Below are 25,519 nucleotides of genomic sequence, written 5' to 3' on the forward strand. Positions count from 1 at the left end.
TCGTGATGGAGGCGACGGCATACCTGCCGTCCGTGGTCTCGGCCGCACCGATCGTGCTGCAGGACGCACCGGCCGCCGACTTCAGCGACACGCCCTGGTGGTTGTCGCTGATCAAGGCGGTCCTGGTCTTCGTCTACCTGCTGCTGCAGGTGCTCGTGGTCATCTGGTTCGAGCGCCGCGTCATCGGCCGGATGCAGCAGCGACCAGGACCCAACCGGTTCGGGCCGCTGGGGCTGCTGCAGACCCTGGCCGACGGGCTCAAGCTGATGATGAAGGAGGACGTCACCCCCAAGAACGCCGACAAGGTGATGTTCGTCATCGCCCCTCTGCTGGTCGGCTCCCTGGCCTTCGTCTCCTTCGCGATCATCCCCATGGGTGGCACGGTCGAGATGTTCGGCCACACGACACCCCTGCAGCTCACCGACACCCCCGTCGCCACCCTGCTGGTGCTCGCCGTGGCCGGGGTCGGTGCCTACGGCTTCGTGCTCGCCGGCTGGTCCTCGGGCTCCACCTACCCGCTGCTGGGCGGTCTGCGCTCCACCGCGCAGGTCATCTCCTACGAGATCGCGATGGGCCTGTCCCTGGTCGCGGTCTTCCTCTACGCCGGGTCCATGTCGACCAGCCAGATCGTGGCCGCGCAGGAGGGCCTCTGGTACATCATCCCGCTCTTCTTCTCCTTCGTGGTCTACGTGATCACGATGGTGGGGGAGACCAACCGGCTGCCCTTCGACCTGGCCGAGGGCGAGGGCGAGCTGGGTGGCGGGTTCCACACCGAGTACTCCTCGATGAAGTTCGGCATGTTCTTCCTCGGTGAGTACATCAACATGTTCACCGTCTCTGCCCTGGCCACGACGCTCTTCCTCGGCGGACCCGCCGCGCCCCCCGGCATCGCCGGCCTGTTCGACGGGATGTTCAACGAGGGCTGGTGGGGTCTGCTCTGGTTCACCATCAAGATGTGGATGTTCATCTTCTTCTACGTCTGGCTCCGTGGCTCGCTGCCGCGCGTGCGGTACGACCAGTTCATGAAGTTCGGCTGGAAGCTCATGATCCCCGCAGCCCTGGCCTGGGTCGTGGCGGTCGCGCTGATCCGCGCTGCCCAGGTCGGCTACTTCGGTGACAGCCAGTGGGCGACCGTCATCACCGTGGTGGTCATCGCCGCAGTGGTCATCGCCGCGCTGCTGCTGTGGGACCGGCGCAGCGCAGCCGCCAGGGAGGCCACGCTGGAGGCCCGCACGCCTCCGGCCGAGATCGACCCCTTCGCCGACGGCTACCCGGTGCCGCCGCTTCCCGGCCAGCGGGTCGTGGAGCCGCGCACCGCGGTGAGCGCTGCCGACCCGGTGTCGGTCAGCGCCGGCGCGACCGACGACGACACGCACGACGACACCCCGGAGGACACCCGTGGCTGAGGCCGAGGACAGCAAGGAAGTCGCCCGCGGCAAGGACATCGCGCGCGGCGACAAGGCCGACGACCCGGCGCTGCAAGGCCCGGACAGCACTCCCCACCCCGACCGGCCCCAAGGGGGCTTCTTCGCCGACCTCTTCGCGCCCGTGGCGGGCTTCGGGGTCTCCTTCTCGACGATGTTCAAGAAGGTCGCGACGGAGGAGTACCCCGAGAAGCCGCGACCGACCCAGGCACGCTTCCACGGCCGTCACCAGCTGAACCGGCATCCGGACGGTCTGGAGAAGTGCGTGGGCTGCGAGCTGTGCGCCTGGGCGTGCCCGGCCGACGCGATCTACGTGGAGGGCGCGGACAACACCGACGAGGCGCGCTTCTCCCCGGGGGAGCGCTACGGCCGCGTCTACCAGATCAACTACCTGCGCTGCATCTTCTGCGGTCTGTGCATCGAGGCGTGCCCGACGCGTGCCCTGACGATGACCAACGAGTACGAGATGGCGGACAGCGAGCGCGCGCCGCTGATCTACGAGAAGCACCAGCTCCTGGCGCCCCTGCGAGAGGGTATGCTTCCGCCGCCCTTCCCGATGGCGGAGGGCATGGAGGAGCGCGACTACTACCGGGGTCAGGTCACGGCGCCGACACAGGTCCAGAAGGACTACGTCGAGCAGCGTGACGCGGCCGCGGACCAGGACCCCCAGACGCCGACGCAGGAGGTGTACCGATGAGTGGAGGCGAAGTCGTCCTCTTCTGGGTCCTGGCCCCCACCGCGGTGCTCGGGGCCCTCGGTCTGTTGTTCGCCCACAAGGCCGTCCACGCGGCGATGTCGATGGCACTGGTCATGGTGACCCTCGGCGTCTTCTACATCGCACAGTCCGCCGAGTTCGTCGGGATCATCCAGATCTTCGTCTACTCCGGTGCCGTGATGATGCTGTTCCTCTTCGTCGTCATGCTCGTCGGGGTGGACTCCTCGGACTCCCTCGTGGAGACCCTGCCCGGACAGCGGCTGGGCGCCTACGCCTTCGGTCTGCTCTTCGCCCTGGTGACGATCGGGTCCATCGCCCGCGTGTCCTTCCCGGACGCGGTGGGCCTGGCGGCGGTGCAGGAGGAGGGCACGGTCACGGCTCTGGCCAGGGAGATCTTCGAGCGTCAGGTCTTCGGGTTCGAGGCCCTGGGCGCCCTGCTGGTCATCGCCGTCATGGGCGCCATGGTGCTGGCGCACCACGAGCGGCTCACCCCCGCGTTCTCGCAGCGCTCGGCCTCCGAGGCCAAGATCCGCTCCGGCCAGTGGCTGGCCGGCAAGCCCAACCCCGGGGTCTACGCGCGGCACAACGCCGCGGACACCCCGGCCCTGCTGCCGGACGGCACCCCGACCGAGGTGTCCGTGCCCCGTGTGCTCGTGGCGCGTGACCAGGTCGCCCGCTACAGCGACTACGCGGCGACCACGGCCGCTGCGGTCGACGCGGTCGAGGCCGAGCCGACCCGGGACGAGCCTGCGGGGGAGCAGCACGCGCCCGACCAGCTCGGCGAGGGAGAGAAGCGATGAGCCTGGTCGCCTACATCTACCTGGCGACGATCCTGTTCACGATCGGCGCGCTGGTCGTCATGACCCGGCGCAACACCATCATCGTGTTCATGGGCGTCGAGCTGATGCTGAACGCGTGCAACCTGTCGCTCGTCACGTTCGCCCGCATGCACGGCAGCCTCGACGGCCAGGTCTACGCCCTGTTCGTCATGGTGGTCGCCGCCGCTGAGGTCGTGGTGGGCCTGGCCATCATCATGTCCATCTTCCGCGCCCGTCGCTCCGCCTCGGTCGACGACGCTAACCTGCTGAAGCTGTAAGGAGCGAGCCTTCGTGACTGTGCTCGAGACCTCTGCCGGTCTGCACCTCGTGCTCGCCGACGCCAGCGCGGTGCGCGCCACCGACGCCGACGGCTTCGCCGCGCTCGGCTGGCTGATGATCGCGTTGCCACTGGCAGGCGCCGCCATCCTGCTGCTCGGCGGCCGGGCGACGGACCGGTGGGGGCCACTGCTGGCCACCGCCCTGTCCTGGGCCTCCTTCGCCGTGGGTGTGGGCGTGATCCTGCAGCTCCTCGGGCTGCCCGACGAGGAGCGGTCGCTGTCGGTCCAGCTGTGGGAGTGGGTGGCCGCCGGCGACCTCTCCGTCGACGTCGGGCTGCTGATGGACCCGCTGTCCCTGGCCTTCGTCATGCTCATCACGTTCGTGGGGTCGCTGATCCACGTCTACTCCCTGGGCTACATGGAGCACGACCCCGACAAGCGCCGCTTCTTCGCCTACCTCAACCTCTTCATCGCGGCCATGCTGATCCTGGTGCTGGCCGACTCCTACCTGCTGCTGTTCGTCGGCTGGGAGGGCGTCGGCCTGGCCTCCTACCTGCTGATCGGCTTCTGGAACACCAACCCGGCCTACGCCACGGCGGCCAACAAGGCGTTCGTGGTCAACCGCATCGGTGACTTCGGCCTGATCACCGCGATGGCCGTCATCTTCGCGAGCATCGGGGCACTCGACTACGCGACCGTCCACGGCAGCGCCGACGCGATGAGCCAGGGCACGCTGCTCGCGGTCGGCCTCCTGCTGCTCCTGGGTGCCGCAGGCAAGTCGGCGCAGTTCCCGCTGCAGTCGTGGCTGGGAGACGCCATGGCCGGCCCGACACCGGTCTCGGCGCTCATCCACGCGGCGACGATGGTCACCGCGGGTGTCTACCTCATCGCCCGCAGCCAGGCGATCTACGACCTCACGCCCGACGCCCGCCTCGCGGTCGTCGTGGTCGGCACGATCACCCTCGTCTACGGGGCGGTCGTCGGCTGCGCCAAGGACGACATCAAGAAGGCGCTGGCTGCCTCGACGATGAGCCAGATCGGCTACATGATGCTCGCCGTCGGCCTGGGGCCCCTGGGCTACATCTACGCCATCTTCCACCTGCTCACGCACGGCTTCTTCAAGGCGGGCATGTTCCTGGGTGCAGGGTCGGTCATGCACGGCATGCACAACGAGGTCGACATGCGCCGCTTCGGCAACCTGTCCTCGGTCATGAAGGTCACCTGGGTGACCTTCGGGCTGGGCTGGCTGGCCATCATCGGCTTCCCGTTCCTGTCCGGCTGGTGGTCCAAGGACCTCATCATCGAGACGGCCTTCATCGACCAGGGGGACGGCGCCTGGCGGGCCTGGGTCTTCGGTGGGGCGGCACTGCTGGCCGCCGGCCTGACCGCGTTCTACATGTCCCGTCTGTTCTTCATGACCTTCCACGGCAAGGCGCGGTGGGCGGACGACGTCGACCCGCACGAGTCGCCGCTGACGATGACGATCCCGATGATGGTGCTCGCCGTCGGCTCGGCCTTCCTCGGTCTGGCGCTCTACCCGACCGGCATCCTCACCGCCTGGCTCGACCCGGTGTTCGGTCACGCCGAGCACCCGGAGCCGGTGATCCCGGTCCTGGCGATCCAGCTGCTGGTCTTCGCCCTCGTGGTGGTCGGCGTGGCCCTCGCCTGGATGATGTACGTGCGCGACAGCGTCCCGCAGACGGCCCCGGCCGGCAGCGCCCTCACCCGCGCTGCCCGTCAGGACCTCTACCAGGACGAGCTCAACGAGACCTTCCTGCGCCGGCCCGGCGCCAGTGTCGTCACGGCGACCGTGGAGGGTGACCGGGACCTCGTCGAGGGCGGTCTGGTGGGCAAGACCACCGGCGGCCTGGGTGGCCTGTCCGACCTCCTGCGGCGCACCCAGAACGGGTTCGTCCGCTCCTATGCCATGACGATGCTCGCGGGTGTCGTCGTCATTCTCGGTGCCGTGTGGGTGATGCAGTGATGACCGACTTCCCCTGGCTGACACTCCTGCTGCTCGTCCCCCTGGCGGGGGCGGCGGTGGTGGCTCTGCTGCCGCGCGGCTTCGCCCGCGTGCGGGAGGTGGCTCTCGGCTTCTCGCTGCTCACGCTGGTGCTGGGCCTGATGACCGCCCTGCAGTTCCGGCTCGACTCCGGCGAGCAGTTCCAGCTGACCGAGACCTACTCGTGGATCCCGCAGTTCGGTGTGAGCTACGCCCTGGGGGTCGACGGCATCGCGCTGGCGATGATCCTGCTCGGCGTGGTGCTGGTGCCGATCTGCCTGGTGGCGGCCTGGGACGACGTGCCGGTCGGCGACGGTCGCAGGCAGCACACCTACTTCGCGCTGATGCTGGCCCTCGAGGCGATGATGATCGGTGTCTTCGCGGCCACCGACGTCTTCCTCTTCTACGTCTTCTTCGAGGCCATGCTCATCCCGGTGTACTTCCTGATCGGGTCCTTCGGCGGGCCGCAGCGCGCCAAGGCGGCGACGAGCTTCCTGCTCTACTCGCTCCTCGGCGGGCTCATCATGCTGGTCGCGGTCATCGCGCTCTACCTGCAGGGCCCCGGTGGCACCGACGGCTTCCTGGTCGAGAGCCTGACCGGCATCCAGATGGACGCCACGACCGAGCGGTTCCTGTTCATCGGGTTCTTCATCGCCTTCGCCATCAAGGCCCCGATGTGGCCCGTCCACACCTGGCTGCCGCAGACCGCCAGCGAGGCGCGACCGGCGACCTCGGTGCTGCTGGTCGGTGTGCTCGACAAGGTCGGCACCTTCGGCATGATCCGCTTCTGCCTCCAGCTCTTCCCGGAGGCGAGCCAGTGGGCCACGCCGGTGGTGATGACGCTCGCGGTCGCCTCGATCCTCTTCGGTGCGGTGCTGGCCATCGGCCAGCGCGACATGCTGCGCCTGATCGCCTACACCTCGATCAGCCACTTCGGCTTCATCGTGCTGGGCATCTTCGCGCTCACCACGGTGAGCCAGACGGGCGCGACGCTCTACATGGTGAACCACGGCTTCACCACGGCCGCGCTGTTCCTCATCGCCGCCATGCTCATCCAGCGCCGTGGCTCGAGGGACATCGCCGACTTCGGCGGCTGGCAGCGGGTGACCCCGCTCATCGCGGGCTCGCTGCTCGTGGCCGGGCTGTCCGGGCTTGCGCTGCCGGGCCTCAACTCCTTCGTCTCGGAGTTCATGGTCATCATCGGGACCTTCCAGACCTACCCCGTCTTCGCAGTCATCGGTGCGACCGGGGTCATCCTCGCGGCGCTCTACATCCTGCTGTGGTACCAGCGCGTCGCGACCGGTCCGGCCGCGCCCGAGCTGGTCACTGCGACACCGGACATGAGCCTGCGCGAGAAGGTCGTCGTCGCGCCGCTGATGGTCGCGTTCCTCGTGCTCGGGTTCTATCCCAAGCCGGCCCTCGACCTGCTCGAGCCCGCCGTCCAGACCACGCTGCAGCATGTCGGGGTGAGCGACCCGGTGCCCACGGACGCCGCCGCTGAGGGGAGTGATGAGTGATGGAGTTCACCGCTCCTGACATCGACTGGGCAGCGCTGCTGCCCCTGATCATCGTCTTCGTCGGCGGTCTTCTCGGTGTGGCCGTCGAGGGCTTCGCCGGCCGGGCCCACCGCCACATGGTGCAGGTGCCGCTCACGGTGGCCACCCTGGTGCTGGCCCTCGCGGCAGTGGTCCTCGTCGCTCGGGACAGCCAGGGCATCACGGCCGCCGGAGCGGTGGCCAACGACGGTCCGGCGCTGCTGCTGCAGGGGCTCATCCTGTCGCTGGCCGTCATCGGGGTGCTCGTCATGAGCGAGCGCTTCGGTGGGCAGAGTGCGGATGCCTTCACCCAGGCGGGCGTGTCCGTGCCCGGCTCGGCGGAGGAGTCGCTGGCGACCCGGCTCGGGGCCACCACCACGGAGGTCTACCCGCTCACACTGTTCTCCGTCGGCGGCATGATGCTCTTCGGGATGGCCAACGACCTGATCCTGATGTTCATCGCGCTGGAGATCCTCTCCCTGCCGCTCTACATCCTGACCGGTCTGGCGCGCAGGCGACGGCTGCTGTCCCAGGAAGCCTCCCTGAAGTACTTCCTGCTGGGGGCCTTCTCCTCGGCGTTCTTCCTCTTCGGGGCCACCCTGATCTACGGCTTCGCCGGCTCGATGCGCTTCGACGTCATCGCCGAGGCGGTGCGGACCGGGGTCGGCATGGACGGGCTGCTCGTGCCCGGCATCCTGCTGGTCGGGGTCGGCCTGCTGTTCAAGATCGGCGCGGTGCCGTTCCACGCCTGGACACCGGACGTCTACCAGGGCGCCCCGACGCCGGTCACCGGCTTCATGGCCGCCTGCACCAAGGTCGCCGCGTTCGGCGCGATCCTGCGGGTGTTCTACGTCGCGGTCGAGCCGGCCCGGCTGGAGTGGCAGCCGATCCTGGCCGTCGTCGCCGCCCTGAGCATGATCGTGGGCGCGGTGATGTCGGTGCGCCAGAGCGACATCAAGCGCATCCTGGCCTACTCCTCCATCGCGCACGCCGGCTTCATCCTGGTGGGTCTGCTGGCCCTGGAGTCTGCAGGCATCTCCGGCACGCTGTTCTACCTGGCGGCCTACGGCTTCATGACCATCCCCGCCTTCGCGCTGGTGACGCTGGTCCGCTCCTCCGGCAGCGAGGCGACGCACGTGTCCCAGTGGTCGGGCCTGGCCCGGCGTGCGCCGTGGGTGGCGGCGGGCTTCAGCTTCCTCATGCTTGCCTTCGCAGGCATCCCGCTCACCTCCGGCTTCACCGGCAAGTTCGCGGTCTTCTCCGCAGCGGTGGCCGGTGGTGGAGCATGGCTGGTCGTCATCGGCGTGCTGGCCAGCGCCGTGACCGCCTACGTCTACTTCCGGGTCATCGTGACGATGTACTTCGGCGAGAGCCACGGCGACACGGTGGTCATCACACCGTCGGCGATGACGACCTTCGCGATCGTCACCGGCGTCGTCGTCACCCTCGGCCTGGGGGTCATGCCCTCGCCGCTGCTCGAGCTGACCCAACAGGCCTCGCAGTTCCTGCGCTGATGGGACCTTCGGCGACCCGAGACACCGGCACCCTTACCACTGCGGTGAGCGTGCCGGTGATCCCGGACATCGACGGTGCGCTGCAGGACCGGCTGGTGGCCGGGATGGCCGATGTCCAGCGCCGGCTGCAGGAGGTCATCGCGCACGACGACGGCTTCATCGCCGAGGCGGCCGGTCACCTGGCGCAGGCCGGGGGCAAGCGCTTCCGGCCGTTGCTCACGCTGCTGTGCGCCGAGGTGGGGGAGGGCCGCAACGACCGGGTCGTCGACGCCGCGGTCGGCGTCGAGCTGACCCATCTCGCCTCGCTCTACCACGACGACGTGATGGACGAGGCCGAGCTGCGCCGCGGTGTGCAGAGCGCCAACCTCCGCTATGGCAACGCCGTGTCGATCCTCATCGGTGACCTGCTCTTCGGCACCGCCTCGTCCGTGATCGCCGACCTCGGTCCCGAGGCGGTCAAGGTGCAGGCGCGCACCTTCGTGCGGCTGTGCTCGGGCCAGATCCGCGACGAGCGGGCACCCGCCGCCGATGCCGACCCGGCCGACTACTACCTGGGAGTCCTGGCCGACAAGACCGGCTCCCTCATCGCGACCGCGGCCTGGTACGGCGCGACCTTCGGCGGATGCGACGCGCGCACCCGCGACATCCTGACCTCGTATGCCGAGAAGCTCGGCGTGGTCTTCCAGCTGGCTGACGACCTCCTGGACGTCTCCTCCGAGGCGGCGGACTCCGGCAAGACCCCGGGCACCGACCTGCGTGAGGGAAAGGCGACCCTGCCCGTCCTCTACGCCCGGGGCTCGACGGACCCGGGGGACTCCAGGCTCCGCGAGCTGCTCGCGGGGCCGATCGGCGACGCGGACGAGGTCGCAGAGGCGGTCGCGCTGCTCCGGGTCCACCCGGCGATGGAGCAGGCGCGGCAGCATACCCAGCAGGTCGCCGACGAGGCACGAGCACTCCTGGCGGACCTGCCCGACCAGCCACCCGTGCGGGCGCTTCGGGCGCTCGTCGACGGTGTGGCCGACAGATCGGCCTGAACCATGACGGACGCCACCACCCCGATCAAGGTCTACCTCCTCGACGACCACGAGCTGGTGCGTCGTGGTCTGCACGACCTGCTCTCGGCCGAGCCGGACATCGAGATCGTCGGCGAGTCCGGCTCGGCGGTCTCCGCCAGAGCCCAGATCCCTGCGCTCCGTCCCGACGTCGCGGTGCTGGACGCCCGGCTCCCGGACGGCTCGGGCATCGAGGTGTGCCGTGACGTGCGGGCGATCGACCCCACCATCCGCGCCTTGATCCTCACGTCGTACGACGACGAGCAGGCCCTGTTCGCGGCCATCCTCGCGGGAGCCTCCGGCTACGTGCTCAAGCAGATCACCGGCTCCGGTCTGGTGGACGGCATCCGGACCGTTGCCGGCGGCCAGTCGCTGCTCGACCCCAGCGTGACGACCCAGGTGCTGGAGCGCGTGCGCCGGGGCGACCCGCACCGCCGTGAGCTGGAGCGGCTGACGCCGCAGGAGCAGCGGATCCTGGCGCTCATCGCCGAGGGGATGACCAACCGAGAGATCGGCGAGCGCCTGCACCTCGCGGAGAAGACGGTCAAGAACTACGTCTCCTCGATGCTGTCCAAGCTGGGTCTGCAGCGTCGCACCCAGGCGGCGGTGCTGGGGTCGAAGCTCTTCGACGCCGACCACGACCACCACTGACCGGGACCTAGGTCCCGGCCGGGCCGGGACCGTCGACCCTGTCGACCCGGCGCGGTCTCGAGCACCATGGGACATGGAGGCAGCGCTGGCCTCTGGTCCACCTCTCGCCCAGAGCAGGGGGCTGGGCGAGAGGCGCCGTGCAGCTTTCGGGAAGACCTGAGGCCTCGGATCGTGGTGGAAGGCACCGAGGCCCGTGGGCGACGCACGGATCCCGTGCCGAGCGCACTGCGGTGTGACGGCCGCACAGGGGACGCCGAGGGGCTGGGCCGTACGGTCCGGCCCCTCGGTTGCGTGTGCTCGGTTGCGTGTGCGTGCGCCGACGTCCCGGCGGTGCGGGGCTGTGTGACCCGCTGTGCTCAGGCCTGGACCGGGATCTCCCAGTGCAGGACCGTGCCCTGCTTGGCGTGCGGACCCACCGCGGCCTGACCACCGAGCTCGACGGCACGCTGGCGCACGTTGCGCAGCCCACTCTCGGCCGCTCCGGGCGCGAGGCCCACCCCGTCGTCGGTCACGGTGAGGGACAGACGGTCCTCGCGGGTCTCGACCTCGACGAGCACCGAGCGTGCCCCGGCGTGCCGCGCCACGTTGGACAGCGCCTCGCGCAGCACCAGCAGCAGGGCGTCGTGGACGTCGTCGGCCAGCACGCTGTCGATGGGGCCGGTGAACTGGGTCACCGGGGAGAAGCCCAGGGTCGTCGTGTAGCTGTCGGCCAGGCTGCGCAGCTGGGTGCGCAGCGAGCCCTCGAAGGGCCGGTGCTGCAGCGCGAAGATCGTCGCCCGGATGTCGCGGATCGTGGCGTCGAGCTCATGGATGGAGCTCTCCAGCCGCTCGACGACGGCAGGCTCCCGGGTGAGCCGGGTGGCGCCCTGCAGGTACAGCCCGGTGGCGAACAGCCGTTGGATGACGAGGTCGTGCAGGTCACGAGCGATCCGGTCGCGGTCGGCGAGCTTGGTGAGCATGTCATGGTCACGGGCCGTGTGCGTCCGGTCGAGGACGAGCGCGGCCTGCACGGCCAGGGCGTCGACCACGTCGCGCATGCCCAGGCTCCCGGTGGCCGGCGCCGAGCGCCAGTGCGCCACCACGAGAGCGGCCCGCTCACCCTGCCGGGGAGAGACCGGCACCACGCTGGTGTGCCGCGGCCCCTGGTTACTGTCCAGGACGACCCGTCGCTCGTCGAGGGACAGGTGCAACGGCTCCCCGGTGGCCAGCACCTGCGTGATCTGGTCGTGCAGGTCGGCCACGACCGCGGCGGTGTCGAGCCCGGAGGAGGCCAGCACCCGGGCCGCCTCCCCGGTCGGCCCGGCGGCGACGACGGCCGCGGCGTCGGCGGCGGTGACGCGCAGCGCCTGGTCGGTGACCATGGGCAGGGTGTCCTCCGGGTCGACCTCGGAGAGCAGGGCGTTGTTGATCTGCCACACCGAGTCGACGACACTGCTCTGCACCTCGCCGAGCACCCGTCGCTGCATCGCGTCGATGACCGCGCCGGAGACCGACGCGAGCCCCTGCACCAGCAGCGCGTCGCGCTCGGTGAAGGTCTGGGCGTCGCGTTTCTCGGTGAGGTACAGGTTGCCGAAGGTGCGCCCGCCGATGCGGATGGGCATGCCCAGGAAGCTGCGCATCGGAGGATGCCCCGGTGGGAAGCCCACGGAGTCGGGCTCCTGGTTCAGGTCCGCCACCCGCACCGGCGTCGGGTGCTGCAGCAGCCGGCCCAGCAGCCCGCGCCCCTCGGGAGGGTCACCGATGGCCTCCCGCTCCTGCGGCGTGAGGCCGGTGGTGATGAAGTGCGTCATGGCGCCGGTGTCGGACTCGTCCACCACCCCCAGTGCGCCGTAGCGGGCTCCCGTCACCTGGCAGGCGAGCTCCACCGTGCGCTGCAGCACGGAGACGAGGTCCTGGGCGCCGCCCAGCTCCTGGATCGTCTCCAGCAGCATCCGCATCTGCGCGGCGACATCACCCGGGGGCGCAAGATCGGTGTCCGTCACCCGCTCACCGTATCGGCCTGCAGGGACAGCAGGCCACTGGCGGTCGGGGACATCCGTGAGCCGCCGCGCCGGGCCTACGCTGGCGACGTGTCGTCACCACGCTCCCGCCGCCTGCTCGCAGGCCTCCTGGCCATCGCCCCGCTCGCCGTGCTCCTCGCGCTGGCACCGGTGCTTCCGCCTCCCGGCGCGGTGCCCGCCCGCTGGGGGGTCGGCGGTGACGTCGACAGGGTCATGTCCGGGACGGCCCTGTTGGGGACCACCCTGACGCTGACCGTCATCAGCGCCCTCACCGCGGGGCTCGTCGCCGGGCTGTCCCGGCTGGTGACGCCCCGGTGGTCCCGGGTGGTGCTGGCAGGGTGCGCCGCCGTCGGGGCGGGCGCGGCCGCGGTCTACGTGCTCACGGTGCTCGGGGTGCGGGTCGGTGGCGGCGCCGACGCGGTGACCGCGTGGTGGGCCCTCGCCGCGTTCCCGGTGGCCGCGGGCTGGAGCTGGCTCACGTATGCCGTCCACGGCGAGCACCGACCTCCCCTGGCCGAGGTGCTCGACACCGTGCCGGAGCTGGACCGTGTCGTGCCGGTCACCGGGGCGGTGCCCGGCGTGCCCTGGCGCTCCGACACGACCTCCCCGTCGCTGCGCTGGGTCGGGGTCTTCGTTGCGGCGGTCGCCGTGGTCGTGGTGGTGCTGCTGGTCGGCAGCGGCGACGGCTGGGTGCCGGCGCTGCTGCTGGGGGCCCCCGGCCTGGCGCTCGCCCTGGTCGTGCACTCGCTCGCGCAGGTGCGCGCCGAGGTCGACGCCGAGGGGCTGCGGCTGCGCCCCCTCCGCCTGCCCGTGACGGTGCTGAGGGTGCGGGCAGAGGACGTCGTGGGGGTGGGGGTCGCCGACCTCGACCCGCTGGCCTGGGGCGGGTGGGGCCTGCGCTGGCTGCCCGACCGCAGCGCCTACATCGCCTCCGGCGGACCGGGCCTGGTGGTGCACCGGCGCAGTGGGCGCAGGCTGGCCGTCGAGCTCACCGAGGGTGCCCTGGCGGCGGCGGCCGGGAGACAGGCCCTGCGCGCGGTCGCGGGTCAGGCCCTCACGGGGGAGTCCACGACCTCCTGAGGTCGGCTGCCGACGCCCACGGACCGCTCGAGGGCGGTGCCCTCGACGTCCACGTCGGGCAGGACCCGGTCGAGCCAGCGAGGCAGGTACCACGCCTTCTCACCGAGCAGGGCCATCACGGCGGGGGTGAGGGTCATCCGCACGACGAAGGCGTCGATGAGCACCCCCACCGCCAGGCCGAGCCCCACCGGGCGGATCATGGCCAGCTCGGCGAAGACGAACCCGCCGAACACCGAGACCATGATGACGGCGGCGGCGACGACCACCCGGGAGCTGTGGTTGAAGCCGGTGACGATCGCCTGCCGGGCGGGCTCTCCGTGCACGTGGGACTCCCGCATCGCTGACACCAGGAAGACCTGGTAGTCCATCGCGAGGCCGAAGAGCACCCCGATGAGCAGGATCGGCAGGAAGCTCAGGATCGGCCCGGGCTCGTTGACCCCGAAGACGACGTCGAGCACACCCCACTGGTAGGTCGCCACCACGGCACCGAAGGCTGCGCCCAGGGAGAGCAGGAAGCCCAGTGTCGCCAGCAGCGGGATGACCACGGAGCGGAAGACCAGGAGCAGCAGCAGCAGGGACAGGCCGACGACGACGGCCAGGTAGACCGGCAGCGCGTCGGACAGCTGGTTGCTGATGTCGATGTTGGCCACGGTCTGCCCGGTGAAGCCGAGGGTGGCGCCGTTGTCGGCGCCGATCTGCTCGCCCTCCGCCTCCAGGGTGCCGACGAGCTCCACGGTCGACTCCTCCGAGGGGCCGTCCTGCGGCACCATCTGGAAGGCCAGGGTCTGCCGGTCCTCGCTCACCCCGAAGGGCACGACGTAGACGACCCCCTCGATCGCTGCCAGGTCCTCACCGAGGTCGGCCTGGGCGGACGCCAGGGCGCTCTCGCCCTCGGCCAGCGGCTCGTCGAGCTCGGCGACCGCGATGACCGGGCCGTTGACGCCGGCCCCGAAGTTGCTGCGCACCGCGTCGTAGGTCTGGTATGCCGTGGAGTCGGCGCTCTCCGCACTGCCGTCGGGCAGGCCCAGGCGCAGGTCGGCGACCGGGAAGGACATCACCCCGACCAGAGCCAGGACGCCCAGGATGGTGAGCACCGGGCGGCGGATGACGGCGGCGGCCCAGCCGCGCTCGGTGTCGTCGTAGTGGCGGGGTCCGCCCGGACGGGCGCCGTCGGCCCCGGCTCGCTGCCTCTTCGGCAGCACCCGCTCGCCGACCAGCGACAGGAGCGCGGGGGTCAGCGTGAGGGCCACCAGCACGGCCACGAGCACCGTGGCGGCGGCGACCAGACCCATGACCGCGAGGAACGGGACGCCGGTGACGGTCAACGCGGCCAGCGCGATGATGACGGTCATCCCCGCGAAGGCCACCGCGTTGCCCGAGGTCCCGGTCGCCAGCGCGATGGAGTCGCGCTGGGCCATGCCCTGGCGCAGCTGTGTCCGGTGCCGGTTGATGAGGAACAGGGAGTAGTCGATGCCCACCGCGAGGCCGAGCATGAGGGCCAGGGCAGGGGTGGTGTCGTTCATCTGCACGGCGCCGGAGAACGACAGCGCCCCCAGGACACCGACGGCCACGCCGACGAGGGCCATGAGCAGGGGGAGTCCGGCCGCCACGAGTGACCCCAGCACGACGAGCAGCACGACGGCCGCCACGACCAGACCCAGGATCTCCCCGGGCCCCACGACCTCGCTGAGGTCCTGCACGATCTCCTGGCTGTAGTCGACCTCGACGCCGCTGCCCTCCAGCTGCTCGCCGATCTCCTGGACGCGCTCGGTGAGCGCGGGGTCGAGGCTGTTGACGTCGTCGACGAAACGGACCTGGGCCAGGGCCACGGTGCCGTCCTCGGAGACGAACCGCAGCCCTTCGCTCAGCCCGGCGAGGCGCTCGCCGACCGCCAGTTGCTCGCGTCCGGCGTCGAGCTCCGCCTGACCTGCCTCGAGCTCGGCCCGACCCTCCTCGAGCTCCTCCCGGCCGGCGTCGACCTCGGCCTGGCCGGCGTCCAGCTCCTCGCGCGCCTGGTCGATCTCGGCCTGCCCGGCCTCGAGCTGCTGCTCCGCGGCCGCGACCTGCTCTGCCGGGAGCTGGTCCCGGCCGGCCTCGAGCTGGGCTCGCCCGGCGTCCAGCTCCTCCTGTGCCGCGTCCAGCTCGGCCTGGCCGGCGTCGACCTCATCCTGGCCGGCGTCCAGCTCGGCCTCGGCCTCGGCGACCCGCTCGCGGCCTGCGTCGACCTCGGCCTGGCCGTCGGCGAGCTCCTGCTCCGCCGTGGCGAGCTCCTCGTCGCCGGTGTCGAGCTGTTCCTGGGTGGCGAAGGGGTCGACCACCTCGGCGACACCGTCGAGCTCACGCCACCCCTGCAGGACCTCCTCGACGGCCGTCCGGTCGTCGGCGTCGAACCCGTCCTCACCGGTGAAGACCACGGTCCCGGTGGCCCCGGCGGCGACCGGGATCTCCTGCCGGAGCTCCTCCAGGACGACCTCGAAGCGGCTGCCCGGGATGGAGAACTCCGTGGTGAGCGGCTTGCTGAAGACCGCGGCGCTGCCGCCGACGAGCACGAGGACCGCCACCCATGCGGCGATGGTCGTCCAGTGGTGGTCGGCGCACCATCGGCCGAGGCGGTGCAGGAGGGAAGCCACAGGGGGCTCCTTTCGCGTCGTGGGACGAGGTCGGGGAGGGACAGGGCAGGGGCGCACCCGTGCCGGGTGCTAGCGCCGGTCGGCTGTCGTGCGGGCGGAGAGGGGAGGGGCGCGCCAGCCGTCGCGGGCGTGCTGCAGGGCTGAGCACACGTCGTGGGAGAGGTCCTCCAGCGAGGCCTCGTCGAGACGACCCCCGGTGCGTGTCAGCCAGGTCGCCTGTGCCGCGGCGAAGACGGACATGACCGCACCTGCCAGCCCGGCGACATACAGCGGGTCGACCGACGCCGCGCCCAGCCGGTCCTGCAGGACGCCACGGAGCCAGGCCGTGTGCAGCTGCCACATGCGGGCGTAGACCTCGGTGCCCTGCGTGCTCTCCCGGCACAGCGCCACCGACCAGCGGGCCAGCTCGACGGGCGCGGGACCCTCCAGGGCCGCGACCATGGCGGCCAGCGGGTCCTCCTCCGCAGGACGCTGCAGGAAGCGCTCGGCGACCGCGTGCATGGGCTCGAGGGTGGCCTCGACCAGCACGGCGTCGAGGCCGGCGTAGTAGTTGAAGAAGGTGCGCCGGGAGATGCCGGCGTGCTCGGCGATCTCCTCGGCCGTCACGGTCCCGATGTCGCGCTCGAGCGCCAGGTCGAGGACGGCCGACTTGATGGCCTGACGGGTGCGCGCCTTGTTGCGCTCACGGCGGGAGGATGCATCGCCGCTGGTCATGACGATCATGGTAAGCAGTGGTGCACGCGAGTGCAAAAATGCACGAGTGTGAAGTGTCCCACCTCGTCGGGAACGCCCTCACCCCAGTGGAGGCGGCACGTCAGCGCAGGTGGTGCAGCGCCCGCACCGCGGTGCCCACGCCGTCCTCGCTCCCGGTGAGGGCCGCCAGCCGGCGCGCCTCCCGCGACAGGAGGCCGGCCTGCGGTCCTGTGGTCACCGCACGCAGTGCGGCGGCGAGCGTCCCGGCGCGCAGCCCGCTCCTGCGCAGCGGCGGGGTGGCAGCTCCGCACCGGTGGACCTGGCCGGCCCAGAAGGGCTGGTCACCCATGTGGGCCACGACGACCTGGGGCACCCCCGAGTGCACGGCGGCACCCGTGGTGCCCGCCCCGCCGTGGTGGACGACCACGTCGCAGCGGGGGAAGAGCCAGCCGTGCGGCACGTGGTCGACCACCGTGACGTCCGCACGACCGGTGAGGTGGCGGTCCAGCCCCGACCACCCCGCGTGCACCACAGGATGCACCCCGGCGAGGGTGGCCGCGTCGGTCAGCAGTGCCGCCGTGCCGGCGGGGTCACCGGTGGTCATGCTCCCGAAGCCCAGGTAGGCCACGGGCCGGCCGCGGCGGCGGGCCCGTGCCAGGTCGTGCTCGATCCGCGCCGCGTCCGACGGTGCGCCGGCGTCGTCCCACGCCGGCCAGTAGCCGGTCACCTGCACCTGCGGCTGGTCCGGGGGTGGCGGCACGACGTGACGGCTGACCCCGAGCAGGGTCGGAGTACGGGTGAGCTCGCGACGGAACCACCGCGGCCCCGTGTGCCGGTGCCCCAGCCGGCGCCGGACCTGCGCCCCGGGCACCTGCAGGAGCCGGTAGGAGGACGTGAGCACCGCCTCCCCTGCCCACCTGTTCAGCGCTGTGTCCTGGCCCCGCAGGGGTGCTGCTGCCGAGCTCGGGCCATGGCGGCTCGGCAGCAGGGGCGCCAGCAGGGCCAGGGCGTGGTCCTGGCCGCGGGCGTCCGCCAGGCTCAGACAGGCGTCGACCGTCAGCAGCCCGCTGACGAGCAGGTCGGCCTCGCCCGTCCGCTCCCACAGCCCTTCGACCAGGGGGGCGGCGAAGCGGTCCAGGACCCGCTGCAGCGCCCGCCCCTCCCCGAAGAGGGTGCGGTGCCCACCCAGCCAGGAGCGGCCCTCCGGGGAGTCCGCCGTGGTCCGCACGTCGATGTCGAAGGGCACGAAGTCGAGCCCCGCGCCCGTGACCAGGCCCTCGAAGTCCCGGGCGGCCATCACCGCGACGCTGTCGCCGGCGGCCAGCAGGCCCCGCCCGAGCGAGACGAGCGGAGCGACGTCACCCCGCGAGCCCCAGCAGACGAGCTGCACCCTGCGGCTCATGGCACAGGCCTAGGCCGCAGCCCCGCGAGCGGCGCGGGCCAGGCGCCGGGACCGGCCGACCGCCACCATGGAGTCGGCGGTCAGGATGGCCAGCGCGACCCAGACCATGCCGAAGCCGACCCAGCGGGAGGCGGGCATCGACTCGCCGAGCAGCAGCACCGCCGACAGCAGCTGCAGCACCGGGGTGAGGAACTGCAGCAGCCCGATGGTCGTGAGGGGCACCCGCCGTGCGGCCGAGGCGAAGAACAGCAGCGGCACCATGGTGGCCAGGCCTGCACTGACCAGCAGGACCGTGTGGGTGGGCCCCTCGGTGGTGAAGGTCTGTTGGCCGGTCACGGCGAGGAAGACCACGATCGACAGCGCGAACGGCACGATCACCAGCGTCTCTGCGGTCAGCGACTGGATCGCGGACAGCGAGATGCCGACCCGGTTCTTGACCAGGCCGTAGGCGGCGAAGCTGAACGCGAGGCTCAGCGAGATCCAGGGTGGGCTGCCGTAGTCGACGGTCAGGTAGATGCCGGCGGCGGCGCCGATGCCCACGGCCACCCACTGCAGCGGGCGCAGCGGCTCGCGCAGGAGCAGCACGCCCAGGGCCACCGTCACCAGCGGGTTGAGGAAGTAGCCCAGGGACGCCTCGGTGACGTGGCCGCTGAGCACGGCGAAGGTGTAGACCGTCCAGTTGGCGGCGATGAGGGCGCCGGCCAGACCGACCGCGGCCAGCATGCGGGGGCGGCGCAGCAGCTGCCGGAGCCACCCGAGGCGACGCATCAGCGCCAGCACCACCAGGCAGATCAGCAGCGACCAGATGACCCGGTGGGCCAGCACCTCGACGGGCCCGGCCGGCCGGAGCGTCGCGAAGTAGACGGGGAACAGGCCCCACAGCCCGTACGCAGCCAGCCCGTATGCGGTCCCGCGGGACCGCTCCCTCGCCGCGGCCTCCGTCTCACGCGTGGCGCGGGTGGGTGCGGGCGCGCTCAACCGGTCACGGTCCAGGTGTCCTTGCCGAGCAGCAGGGCCTGCAGGTCGTCGTCACCAGCGGGTCCGCCGGCCGCGGCGCGGGCACCGTCGACCTGGGCCCGGACCTGGTCGTCGTAGGTGGGACGGTCGACCTGGCGGAAGATGCCCATGGGCACGTGCGACATCGTGCCGTCGTCGAGGCGGGAGAGCGCGAAGGCCTGGGTGGGCTCGGGTGCAGCAGCGTCGTGCACGACGACGTCGGACGGGTCGGCCGTCGCCTCGGGCACGACCCGCAGGGCGGACCCGTCGCGCACGACCACGTGGTCCTCGCCGACCCGCACCGGCTCGCCGTCCACGAGGTGGGCCAGCCGGGCGCGGCCCTCGTCACGGTCCTTGATGAGCTGGAAGGCGCCGTCGTTGAAGATCGGGCAGTTCTGGTAGATCTCGACCAGGGCCGTGCCGCGGTGTGCGGCGGCCGCCTTGAGCACCTGCGTCAGGTGCGCGCGGTCGGAGTCCATGGTGCGCGCCACGAAGGTCGCCTCGGCGCCGAGGGCGAGAGACACCGGGTTGAACGGGTGGTCGACCGACCCGACCGGGGTCGACTTGGTGACCGTGCCGACGTCCGAGGTGGGGGAGTACTGCCCCTTGGTGAGCCCGTAGATCTTGTTGTTGAACAGCAGGATGGTCATGTTGACGTTGCGTCGCAGCGCGTGGATCAGGTGGTTGCCCCCGATCGACAGCGCGTCGCCGTCACCGGTCACCACCCAGACCGACAGGTCCTCGCGGGTGGTGGCCAGGCCGGTGGCGATCGCCGGTGCCCTGCCGTGGATGGAGTGCATCCCGTAGGTGTCCAGGTAGTAGGGGAAGCGCGAGGAGCAGCCGATGCCGCTGACGAAGACGATGTTCTCCCGGCGCAGGCCGAGGTCGGGCAGGAAGCCCTGCACGGCGGCGAGCACGGCGTAGTCGCCGCAGCCCGGGCACCAGCGCACCTCCTGGTCGGAGGTGAAGTCCTTCTTGGTCTGTGCGGGCGCCTCGGGGTCGAGCCGGGGCACCCCCTGGGTGCCGAGCGAGGGCATACCGAGGTCGGTGCTGGTCATGAAGGGACCTCCTGCAGGTCCAGCGCCTGCGCGTGCAGCACCTCGGCCAGCTCGGCGGAGGTGAAGGGCAGGCCGCGGACGGCGGTGTGGGAGCGGACGTCGACGAGGTAGCGGGCACGCAGCAGCATGGCCAGCTGTCCCAGGTTCATCTCCGGCACGATGACACGCTCGTAGCGTCGGAGGACGTCGCCGAGGTTGCGGGGGAAGGGGTTGAGGTGGCGCAGGTGGGCCCGGGCGACAGGGGTGCCGGCGGCCCGGGCGAGCCGGGTGGCCGCCGAGATCGGGCCGTAGGTCGAGCCCCAGCCGAGTACGAGCACCTTCGCCTCGCCCGACGGGTCCTCGACCTCCAGCGGCGGGACCGTGTCGGCGATCCGGTCGATCTTGGCCTGCCGCAGCCGCACCATGCGGTCGTGGTTGTCGGGGTCGTAGGAGATGTGGCCGGTGACGTCGGCCTTCTCGATGCCGCCGATCCGGTGCTCGAGGCCGGCGGTCCCGGGGATCGCCCACGCCCTCGCCAGGGTGGCCTCGTCGCGGGCGTAGGGGTGGAAGACCGGCTCGCCCTTGTCGTCGACACCGTTGGGCCGGGTCGCGAACTCGACCTCGAGGTCGGGCAGGTCGGCGACCTCCGGCACCGGCCACGGCTCGGAGCCGTTGGCCAGGTAGCCGTCGGAGAGCAGGATGACCGGGGTGCGGTAGGTCGTGGCGATGCGCACGGCCTCCAGTGCGGCGTCGAAGCAGTCGGTCGGTGACTGGGCGGCGATGACCGCGAGAGGTGACTCCCCGTTGCGGCCGTGCATTGCCTGCAGCAGGTCGGACTGCTCGGTCTTGGTGGGCAGGCCGGTGGAGGGCCCGCCGCGCTGCACGTCGATGACGATCAGCGGCAGCTCGGTCGCGACGGCCAGGCCGATGGTCTCGCTCTTGAGGGCCAGGCCGGGTCCGGAGGTGGTGGTCACGCCCAGGCCGCCACCGAAGGACACCCCCAGGGCCATCCCGACCGCGGCGATCTCGTCCTCGGCCTGCAGCGTCGTGATGCCGTAGCGCTTCATCGTGGACAAGGCGTGCAGCACGTCGGAGGCCGGGGTGATCGGGTAGGACCCCAGCACCAGGGGCAGCCCGCTGCGGTGCGACGCCGAGACCAGCCCGAGGGCCATCGCCTGGTTGCCGGTGAGCGTGCGGTAGGTGCCTGCGTGCATCGGTGCCGGGGCCACCTCGAAGCGCACCGCGAAGTCCTCGGTGGTCTCGCCGTAGGCGTGCCCGGCCCGCAGGGCCGTGAGGTTGGCCTCGAGCACCTCGGGGGCCCTGGCGAACTTGGCGCGCAGGAAGGCCTCCGTGCCCTCCAGGGGGCGGGAGTAGAGCCACGACAGCAGGCCGAGGGCCAGCATGTTCTTGGCCCGCTCCTTCTCCTTGCGGGTCAGCCCGTAGTCGGCCAGCGCCTCGACCGTCATGGTCGTCAGCGGCAGCGAGTGCACGTGCCACGAGGCGAGGCTCTCGTCGTCGACCGGGCTCACGGCATACCCCACCTTGGCGAGGTTGCGCTTGGTGAACTCGTCGGTGTTGATGATGAGGGTGGAGCCGCGCGGCACGTCGGCGAGGTTGGCCTTGAGCGCTGCCGGGTTCATCGCCACGAGGACGTCCGGGGCGTCGCCGGGGGTCATCACGTCGTGGTCGGCGAAGTGCAGCTGGAAGCTGGAGACGCCGGGCAGCGTGCCCTGCGGAGCGCGGATCTCGGCCGGGAAGTTGGGCAGGGTCGAGATGTCGTTGCCGAGGGCGGCGGTGTCGGAGGTGAACCGGTCTCCGGTGAGTTGCATGCCGTCACCGGAGTCACCGGCGAAACGGATCACGACACGGTCCAACCGGCGTGTGGGCTTGCTGCTCATAACAGACCCAATGCTACGGGACCGTAGGTTGTTCCACCGCACAGACGTCACGGGACCGACTCTGGTGGTGAAAGTGGTCACACCGTGACCACAATGGCGGATGGCTGCGCACGTCACCTGTCTGTGGGGGAAGCCCCCGGCCCCGGACTCCCTGCCTGCACGGCTCGAGGAGCTGCTCGTCGAGCGCGGGTGCGAGGTCCGGCGGCGGCTGCCGCACGATGAGCCGGTCGACCCCGACGCGGTGCGCGCCGACCTCGTCGTCCACCGCGGGCTCGGGGCCCGCGACGAGCCGGTGCTCGCGGCCCTGCACGGACGCGGGGTCCCGCTGTGCAACCCCTGGGCCGGGACGCATGCTCTCCTCGACCGCCGGCGCTGGAGCCCGCTCCTGCACGACGCAGACCTGCCGGCGCCCGCCCTCACCGCGTTCGACACGTGGGCCGAGCTGCTGCTGGCCGTGGACACCGAGGTCGTCGTCAAGGCGGCGTCGGGGACGGGGCATGGTGCGACGGTGCTCAGCGGGGACGCCGCCTCCCTGCCCGACGACGCGCCGTTCGAGGGGCCGTTCCTGGTGGAGCCCTTGCTGCGGCACGACGGCACCGACCGCAAGCTGTATGTCGCAGGGTCGAGCGTGCGCGCGCTGCGCAAGCCCTCGACGCTCGCCGCCGGTCATGTGACCACAGGTGAGCCCTTCGACCCGGAGGAGGACCTCCGCGACCTGGCCCTGCGCGTGGGTGGCGCTCTCGGGGTGCATCTCTACGGCGTCGACGTGGTGCTGACCGACGCGGGGCCCGTCGTGGTCGACGTCAACGCCTTTCCCGGCTTCCGCGGTGTGGACGGCGCGGACGTGCTGGTTGCCGACCACGTCCTGACGCATCTCTGACTCCACCCCGCCCGGAGCGTCCCGGCCGCCGGCTCCGGGATGGCGGGTCTGCACGTCCATGGGTCTGCAGATGTGGCCACGGGTGACCACGACGGCACACCCCTCCTGGCGAGGATCGCCGTCCAGGGCATCACGATCCCCAGCCGCGCGCCCGCAAGGTTGCTCCCACCTGGTCCAGGAAGGCGTCGGGAGCCACCCTCAGGCCCAGGACCGGGATCCGCAGTGTCACCCCTCCGTCGATGGCGACCGCGTTCTGCCGGAGCGCGTCGGACATCGGGGCGAGTCCCCAGGTGTGCTGGACCCCGTCGATCTCGACGTGCACTCCGAAGGCGTCCCACCAGACGTCGAGATAGGCGCGCCCACCCTGCCCGTGCACCACGACCTGGCGGCTGGGCTCGGGAAGCCCACGCTGCCGACAGAGCGCCGCGAAGTCCAGCTCCGACAGTGAGTGAGCACCGTCGCAGACGTCTCGGATGACCTGGTCGACCAGCTGTCGCCGCGTGCTCCGTCGCACCGTGGTCCAGTGCGCCAGCAACCGGTCAGCCGACACCAGCCGCTGCTGCACCGTCATCGCGATCAGGGTGGCGGCCTGTCGGTCGCTGCTCGCCCAGTGCGCCGCCCGGACCAGGGCCACAGGCACGGGGACGCGTGGCAGTCCTGCAGTGCACGGTGGGTGCCAGGGCCGGGGGCGGTGCAGCACCACCCCCGGCAGGGCGTGCACGCGGCGGCCGTGCGGCACGCTGACGTGGACGGCGCGTTCGGTCCAGCCCGTGAGCCCTGCGGCGATCAGGGCGCTCACCCCGTCCAGCGCCGCTCCTGACCCGGACTCCCACACCGCCCACCACAGACGCGCAGCCGGGTCGACGGCACCGACCGGCTCCTGTGTCGACACGGCGATGGTGTGCCGACCGAGGCGCGTCCACCGTCCGGCACGGACCTCGCTGCGGATCTCGTCGCTGGTGATGCCTTCGGCAAGGAGCTGCCGGCGCAGGGCGACGCCGCCGTGCGGGGCTGCCGCCGCGACAGCCAACCGCGCCCGCGACTGCCGCCGGCTCGCCCTGGTCATGCGGCCGACTCTGGCTCATCTCCCACGCACGGTGTGACCGGCCTGTGGACACAGAGCAGCGGTCTGCAGAAGTGGCCACCGGTGGCACCGTCTGCAGACCGCTCCCACCTGGCCGGTCGGGGGTGCGGCAGCGACGAGAAGCCCAACTGGCAGGCTGGGCGCATGCGCATCTGCTTCGTCTGCCTGGGCAACATCTGCCGGTCCCCGGCCGCGGAGGCGGTCTTCCTGCACCTGGCCGATCAGGCGGGGCTCGACGTCGAGGTGGAGTCGGCGGGCACCGGGCCGTGGCACGTCGGGGAGCCACCGCACGAGGGGACGCTCACCGAGGCCGCGCGCCGGGGGATCCCGGTCGACCACGTCGGCCGGCAGTTCGGCCCGGACGACTTCGCCCGCTTCGAACTGGTCGTGGCGATGGACTCGGGCAACGTCGCCGAGCTGCAGGAGATGGCGCCCGACGAGGAGTCCGCCGCCAGGGTGGTGCGCCTGGGGGAGTTCGCGCCCGACGTCGGGACCACCGGCGTGCGTGACGTGCCCGACCCCTACGGACGGCCACAGGCCGAGTTCGTGACGATGTTCGACCAGGTGGAGACCGCGTGCCGGGGCCTGGTGGAGCACCTCAGCGGCGACCGGTGAGCGCGTCGCTGCAGGCCCTCGTAGGGCATCTCGACGCCCGGCAGGTGACGCCGGTCGCGGGCGGCGACATCGCCGGTGCCTACCGGGTGGAGACCCCCGAGGGTCCCGTCTTCGTCAAGCACCTGCCCGAGGCCCCGGCGGGGCTGTTCGAGCGCGAGGCGGCAGGGCTGCGGGTCCTGCGGGCCGCCGGAGCACTGTCCGTGCCGGAGGTCCTGCACGTCGACGACAGCGGCCTGGTGCTCGAGTGGGTCGATGCGGCCCCCCGCGGCGTCGGTGACGACGCTGCCTTCGGGCGCGCGCTGGCCATGCTGCACGCCACCCACGGGCCGCACTTCGGGGCCGTCGACGACCAGACACGCGGCTTTCTCGGCACCGTCGAGGTCGACCTGACCCCTGCGTCCACGTGGGCGGAGAGCTACCTCGTCCGCCGGGTGCTGCCCCTGGTGCAGCGCTGCGTGGAGATGCGGCGGCTGGACCCCCGCGAGCTCGGCGCGGTCGAGCGTCTGGTCGCCCGGGGTGAGGACCTCTGCGGCCCGCCCGAGCCGCCCTCCCTCGTGCACGGCGACCTCTGGGCGGGCAACCGGATGGTCGACACGGCGGGGCGGCACTGGCTCATCGACCCCGCCGTCAGCTGGTCGCACCGGGAGCTGGACCTGTCGATGATGCGTCTCTTCGGCGGGTTCGGCGAGGCGGCCTTCACGGCATACCAGGAGGTCACCCCCCTGCAGCCGGGGTGGCGCGACCGCGACGGCCTGCACCGCCTGCTGCCCCTGCTGGTCCACGTGATCCTCTTCGGGGAGCCGTATGCCGTGCAGGTCGTCCGTGCCCTGGACCGCCTCGATCGTTAGGCTGCCGGACATGGGCGACTACGCGGTGGTGCTGGCGGTCGTGCTGGCCGGTGTGCTGCTCGTCGTTGCCGGCTACGGCGCCCGGCGCCTGCTCGCGCCCAGCGACCCGACCACCGCCAAGCAGACGACCTACGAGTCGGGCGTGGACCCCATCGGCGAGGGCTGGATGCAGGGCAGCGTGCGCTACCTGGTCTTCGCCTTCCTCTACGTGGTCTTCGCCGTGGACGCGGTCTACCTGTTCCCCTGGGCGCTGGTGCTCCGCACCGAGCTCGGGCCCGCCTCGCTGGTCGAGATGGCGATCTTCATCGGGGTGCTCGTGATCGGCCTGGGGCACGCCTGGCGTCGAGGACTGCTGCGGTGGTGGTGA

The 25,519-nt window shown here is 71.5% G+C and carries 22 protein-coding genes; 14 read left to right on the forward strand and 8 right to left on the reverse strand.

Annotated features, from left to right (window positions below; translation table 11 throughout):
- Positions 1-5: 5 nt before the first annotated feature.
- The 9 genes from nuoH (at position 6) to LVO85_RS04700 (ending at position 9,989) form a co-directional block, all read left to right on the forward strand.
- Entirely contained in the window at positions 6-1,406 is a 1,401-nt protein-coding gene (gene nuoH, locus LVO85_RS04660) for an NADH-quinone oxidoreductase subunit NuoH (protein ID WP_232746835.1), read from the forward strand.
- Positions 1,407-1,476: 70 nt separating this feature from the next.
- Positions 1,477-2,121, forward strand: coding sequence for an NADH-quinone oxidoreductase subunit NuoI (gene nuoI, locus LVO85_RS04665; RefSeq protein ID WP_232746836.1), 645 nt, complete (start codon positions 1,477-1,479; stop codon positions 2,119-2,121).
- Entirely contained in the window at positions 2,118-2,939 is an 822-nt protein-coding gene (locus tag LVO85_RS04670; RefSeq protein ID WP_232746258.1) for an NADH-quinone oxidoreductase subunit J, read from the forward strand. Before nuoI ends, LVO85_RS04670 begins: the two co-directional genes overlap by 4 nt.
- Positions 2,936-3,235, forward strand: a complete 300-nt coding sequence (gene nuoK / locus LVO85_RS04675) for an NADH-quinone oxidoreductase subunit NuoK (RefSeq protein ID WP_232746259.1) — start codon at positions 2,936-2,938, stop codon at positions 3,233-3,235. Before LVO85_RS04670 ends, nuoK begins: the two co-directional genes overlap by 4 nt.
- Before the next feature lie 115 nt (positions 3,236-3,350).
- Positions 3,351-5,219, forward strand: a complete 1,869-nt coding sequence (nuoL, locus tag LVO85_RS04680) for an NADH-quinone oxidoreductase subunit L (RefSeq protein WP_232746837.1) — start codon at positions 3,351-3,353, stop codon at positions 5,217-5,219.
- On the forward strand, positions 5,219-6,754 hold the full coding sequence (locus LVO85_RS04685; protein ID WP_232746260.1) for an NADH-quinone oxidoreductase subunit M: 1,536 nt from the start codon (positions 5,219-5,221) through the stop codon (positions 6,752-6,754). Before nuoL ends, LVO85_RS04685 begins: the two co-directional genes overlap by 1 nt.
- On the forward strand, positions 6,754-8,286 hold the full coding sequence (gene nuoN, locus LVO85_RS04690; protein ID WP_232746838.1) for an NADH-quinone oxidoreductase subunit NuoN: 1,533 nt from the start codon (positions 6,754-6,756) through the stop codon (positions 8,284-8,286). The genes LVO85_RS04685 and nuoN overlap by 1 nt, the downstream gene beginning before the upstream one ends.
- A gap of 44 nt (positions 8,287-8,330) precedes the next feature.
- A complete protein-coding gene (locus LVO85_RS04695; RefSeq protein WP_408637670.1) occupies positions 8,331-9,320 on the forward strand; it encodes a polyprenyl synthetase family protein in 990 nt (329 codons plus the stop codon).
- A 3-nt stretch (positions 9,321-9,323) separates the two neighbouring features.
- Positions 9,324-9,989: a response regulator gene (locus LVO85_RS04700; protein WP_232746261.1), complete on the forward strand. Its 666-nt coding sequence runs from the start codon at positions 9,324-9,326 to the stop codon at positions 9,987-9,989.
- A gap of 356 nt (positions 9,990-10,345) precedes the next feature.
- Here the strand turns inward: LVO85_RS04700 and LVO85_RS04705 are convergent, their stop codons facing one another.
- Positions 10,346-11,971 carry a GAF domain-containing sensor histidine kinase gene (locus LVO85_RS04705; RefSeq protein WP_232746262.1) on the reverse strand — a complete coding sequence of 542 codons (1,626 nt, stop codon included), beginning with the start codon at positions 11,969-11,971 and terminating at the stop codon, positions 10,346-10,348.
- A gap of 87 nt (positions 11,972-12,058) precedes the next feature.
- On the opposite strand from LVO85_RS04705, the gene LVO85_RS04710 reads away from it, so the two are divergent.
- Complete coding sequence (locus LVO85_RS04710; protein ID WP_232746263.1) at positions 12,059-13,069, forward strand: hypothetical protein; 1,011 nt, start codon at positions 12,059-12,061, stop codon at positions 13,067-13,069.
- Here the strand turns inward: LVO85_RS04710 and LVO85_RS04715 are convergent.
- The 6 genes from LVO85_RS04715 to LVO85_RS04740 all read right to left on the reverse strand — a co-directional run bounded on the left by LVO85_RS04715 (position 13,036) and on the right by LVO85_RS04740 (position 21,725).
- The gene (locus LVO85_RS04715; protein ID WP_232746264.1) at positions 13,036-15,699 is read right to left on the reverse strand and encodes an MMPL family transporter; all 2,664 of its coding nucleotides are present in this window, start codon (positions 15,697-15,699) and stop codon (positions 13,036-13,038) included. The genes LVO85_RS04710 and LVO85_RS04715 overlap by 34 nt on opposite strands.
- A 69-nt stretch (positions 15,700-15,768) precedes the next feature.
- Complete coding sequence (locus LVO85_RS04720) at positions 15,769-16,413, reverse strand: TetR/AcrR family transcriptional regulator (RefSeq protein WP_232746265.1); 645 nt, start codon at positions 16,411-16,413, stop codon at positions 15,769-15,771.
- A gap of 100 nt (positions 16,414-16,513) precedes the next feature.
- The gene (locus LVO85_RS04725) at positions 16,514-17,794 is read right to left on the reverse strand and encodes a glycosyltransferase (protein ID WP_232746266.1); all 1,281 of its coding nucleotides are present in this window, start codon (positions 17,792-17,794) and stop codon (positions 16,514-16,516) included.
- Between the two features lie 9 nt (positions 17,795-17,803).
- Positions 17,804-18,772 (reverse strand): EamA family transporter RarD, encoded by a 969-nt coding sequence (gene rarD / locus LVO85_RS04730; protein ID WP_232746267.1) that lies wholly within the window; start codon positions 18,770-18,772, stop codon positions 17,804-17,806.
- Entirely contained in the window at positions 18,769-19,848 is a 1,080-nt protein-coding gene (locus tag LVO85_RS04735) for a 2-oxoacid:ferredoxin oxidoreductase subunit beta (RefSeq protein ID WP_232746268.1), read from the reverse strand. The genes rarD and LVO85_RS04735 overlap by 4 nt, the downstream gene beginning before the upstream one ends.
- Positions 19,845-21,725: a 2-oxoacid:acceptor oxidoreductase subunit alpha gene (locus tag LVO85_RS04740; protein ID WP_232746269.1), complete on the reverse strand. Its 1,881-nt coding sequence runs from the start codon at positions 21,723-21,725 to the stop codon at positions 19,845-19,847. Before LVO85_RS04740 ends, LVO85_RS04735 begins: the two co-directional genes overlap by 4 nt.
- A gap of 100 nt (positions 21,726-21,825) precedes the next feature.
- On the opposite strand from LVO85_RS04740, the gene LVO85_RS04745 reads away from it, so the two are divergent.
- Positions 21,826-22,605, forward strand: a complete 780-nt coding sequence (locus LVO85_RS04745) for an ATP-grasp domain-containing protein (RefSeq protein WP_232746270.1) — start codon at positions 21,826-21,828, stop codon at positions 22,603-22,605.
- A gap of 130 nt (positions 22,606-22,735) precedes the next feature.
- Here LVO85_RS04745 and LVO85_RS04750 read toward each other — a convergent pair whose 3' ends face one another.
- A complete protein-coding gene (locus LVO85_RS04750; protein ID WP_232746271.1) occupies positions 22,736-23,671 on the reverse strand; it encodes a hypothetical protein in 936 nt (311 codons plus the stop codon).
- A gap of 81 nt (positions 23,672-23,752) precedes the next feature.
- Here LVO85_RS04750 and LVO85_RS04755 point away from each other — a divergent pair, with 81 nt between their 5' ends.
- Genes LVO85_RS04755 through LVO85_RS04765 form a run of 3 tightly spaced genes read left to right on the forward strand, consistent with a single transcriptional unit; the run spans position 23,753 to position 25,519 of the window.
- Positions 23,753-24,304: a low molecular weight protein-tyrosine-phosphatase gene (locus tag LVO85_RS04755; RefSeq protein ID WP_232746272.1), complete on the forward strand. Its 552-nt coding sequence runs from the start codon at positions 23,753-23,755 to the stop codon at positions 24,302-24,304.
- Positions 24,301-25,152 carry a fructosamine kinase family protein gene (locus LVO85_RS04760; protein ID WP_232746273.1) on the forward strand — a complete coding sequence of 284 codons (852 nt, stop codon included), beginning with the start codon at positions 24,301-24,303 and terminating at the stop codon, positions 25,150-25,152. Before LVO85_RS04755 ends, LVO85_RS04760 begins: the two co-directional genes overlap by 4 nt.
- Before the next feature lie 10 nt (positions 25,153-25,162).
- Positions 25,163-25,519, forward strand: a complete 357-nt coding sequence (locus tag LVO85_RS04765; protein WP_232746274.1) for an NADH-quinone oxidoreductase subunit A — start codon at positions 25,163-25,165, stop codon at positions 25,517-25,519.

This window comes from Ornithinimicrobium sediminis (assembly GCF_021272345.1).
Taxonomy (GTDB): Bacteria; Actinomycetota; Actinomycetes; order Actinomycetales; family Dermatophilaceae; genus Ornithinicoccus; species Ornithinicoccus sediminis_B.

Coding starts and splice junctions, on each gene's coding strand:
- nuoH (WP_232746835.1), top strand. CDS start 6: ATGGAGGCGACGGCATACCTGCCGTCCGTGGTCTCGGCCGCACCGATC.
- LVO85_RS04670 (WP_232746258.1), top strand. CDS start 2,118: ATGAGTGGAGGCGAAGTCGTCCTCTTCTGGGTCCTGGCCCCCACCGCG.
- nuoK (WP_232746259.1), top strand. CDS start 2,936: ATGAGCCTGGTCGCCTACATCTACCTGGCGACGATCCTGTTCACGATC.
- nuoL (WP_232746837.1), top strand. CDS start 3,351: ATGATCGCGTTGCCACTGGCAGGCGCCGCCATCCTGCTGCTCGGCGGC.
- LVO85_RS04685 (WP_232746260.1), top strand. CDS start 5,219: ATGACCGACTTCCCCTGGCTGACACTCCTGCTGCTCGTCCCCCTGGCG.
- nuoN (WP_232746838.1), top strand. CDS start 6,754: ATGGAGTTCACCGCTCCTGACATCGACTGGGCAGCGCTGCTGCCCCTG.
- LVO85_RS04700 (WP_232746261.1), top strand. CDS start 9,324: ATGACGGACGCCACCACCCCGATCAAGGTCTACCTCCTCGACGACCAC.
- LVO85_RS04720 (WP_232746265.1), bottom strand. CDS start 16,413: ATGACCAGCGGCGATGCATCCTCCCGCCGTGAGCGCAACAAGGCGCGC.
- LVO85_RS04725 (WP_232746266.1), bottom strand. CDS start 17,794: ATGAGCCGCAGGGTGCAGCTCGTCTGCTGGGGCTCGCGGGGTGACGTC.
- LVO85_RS04735 (WP_232746268.1), bottom strand. CDS start 19,848: ATGACCAGCACCGACCTCGGTATGCCCTCGCTCGGCACCCAGGGGGTG.
- LVO85_RS04740 (WP_232746269.1), bottom strand. CDS start 21,725: ATGAGCAGCAAGCCCACACGCCGGTTGGACCGTGTCGTGATCCGTTTC.
- LVO85_RS04745 (WP_232746270.1), top strand. CDS start 21,826: ATGGCTGCGCACGTCACCTGTCTGTGGGGGAAGCCCCCGGCCCCGGAC.
- LVO85_RS04750 (WP_232746271.1), bottom strand. CDS start 23,671: ATGACCAGGGCGAGCCGGCGGCAGTCGCGGGCGCGGTTGGCTGTCGCG.
- LVO85_RS04765 (WP_232746274.1), top strand. CDS start 25,163: ATGGGCGACTACGCGGTGGTGCTGGCGGTCGTGCTGGCCGGTGTGCTG.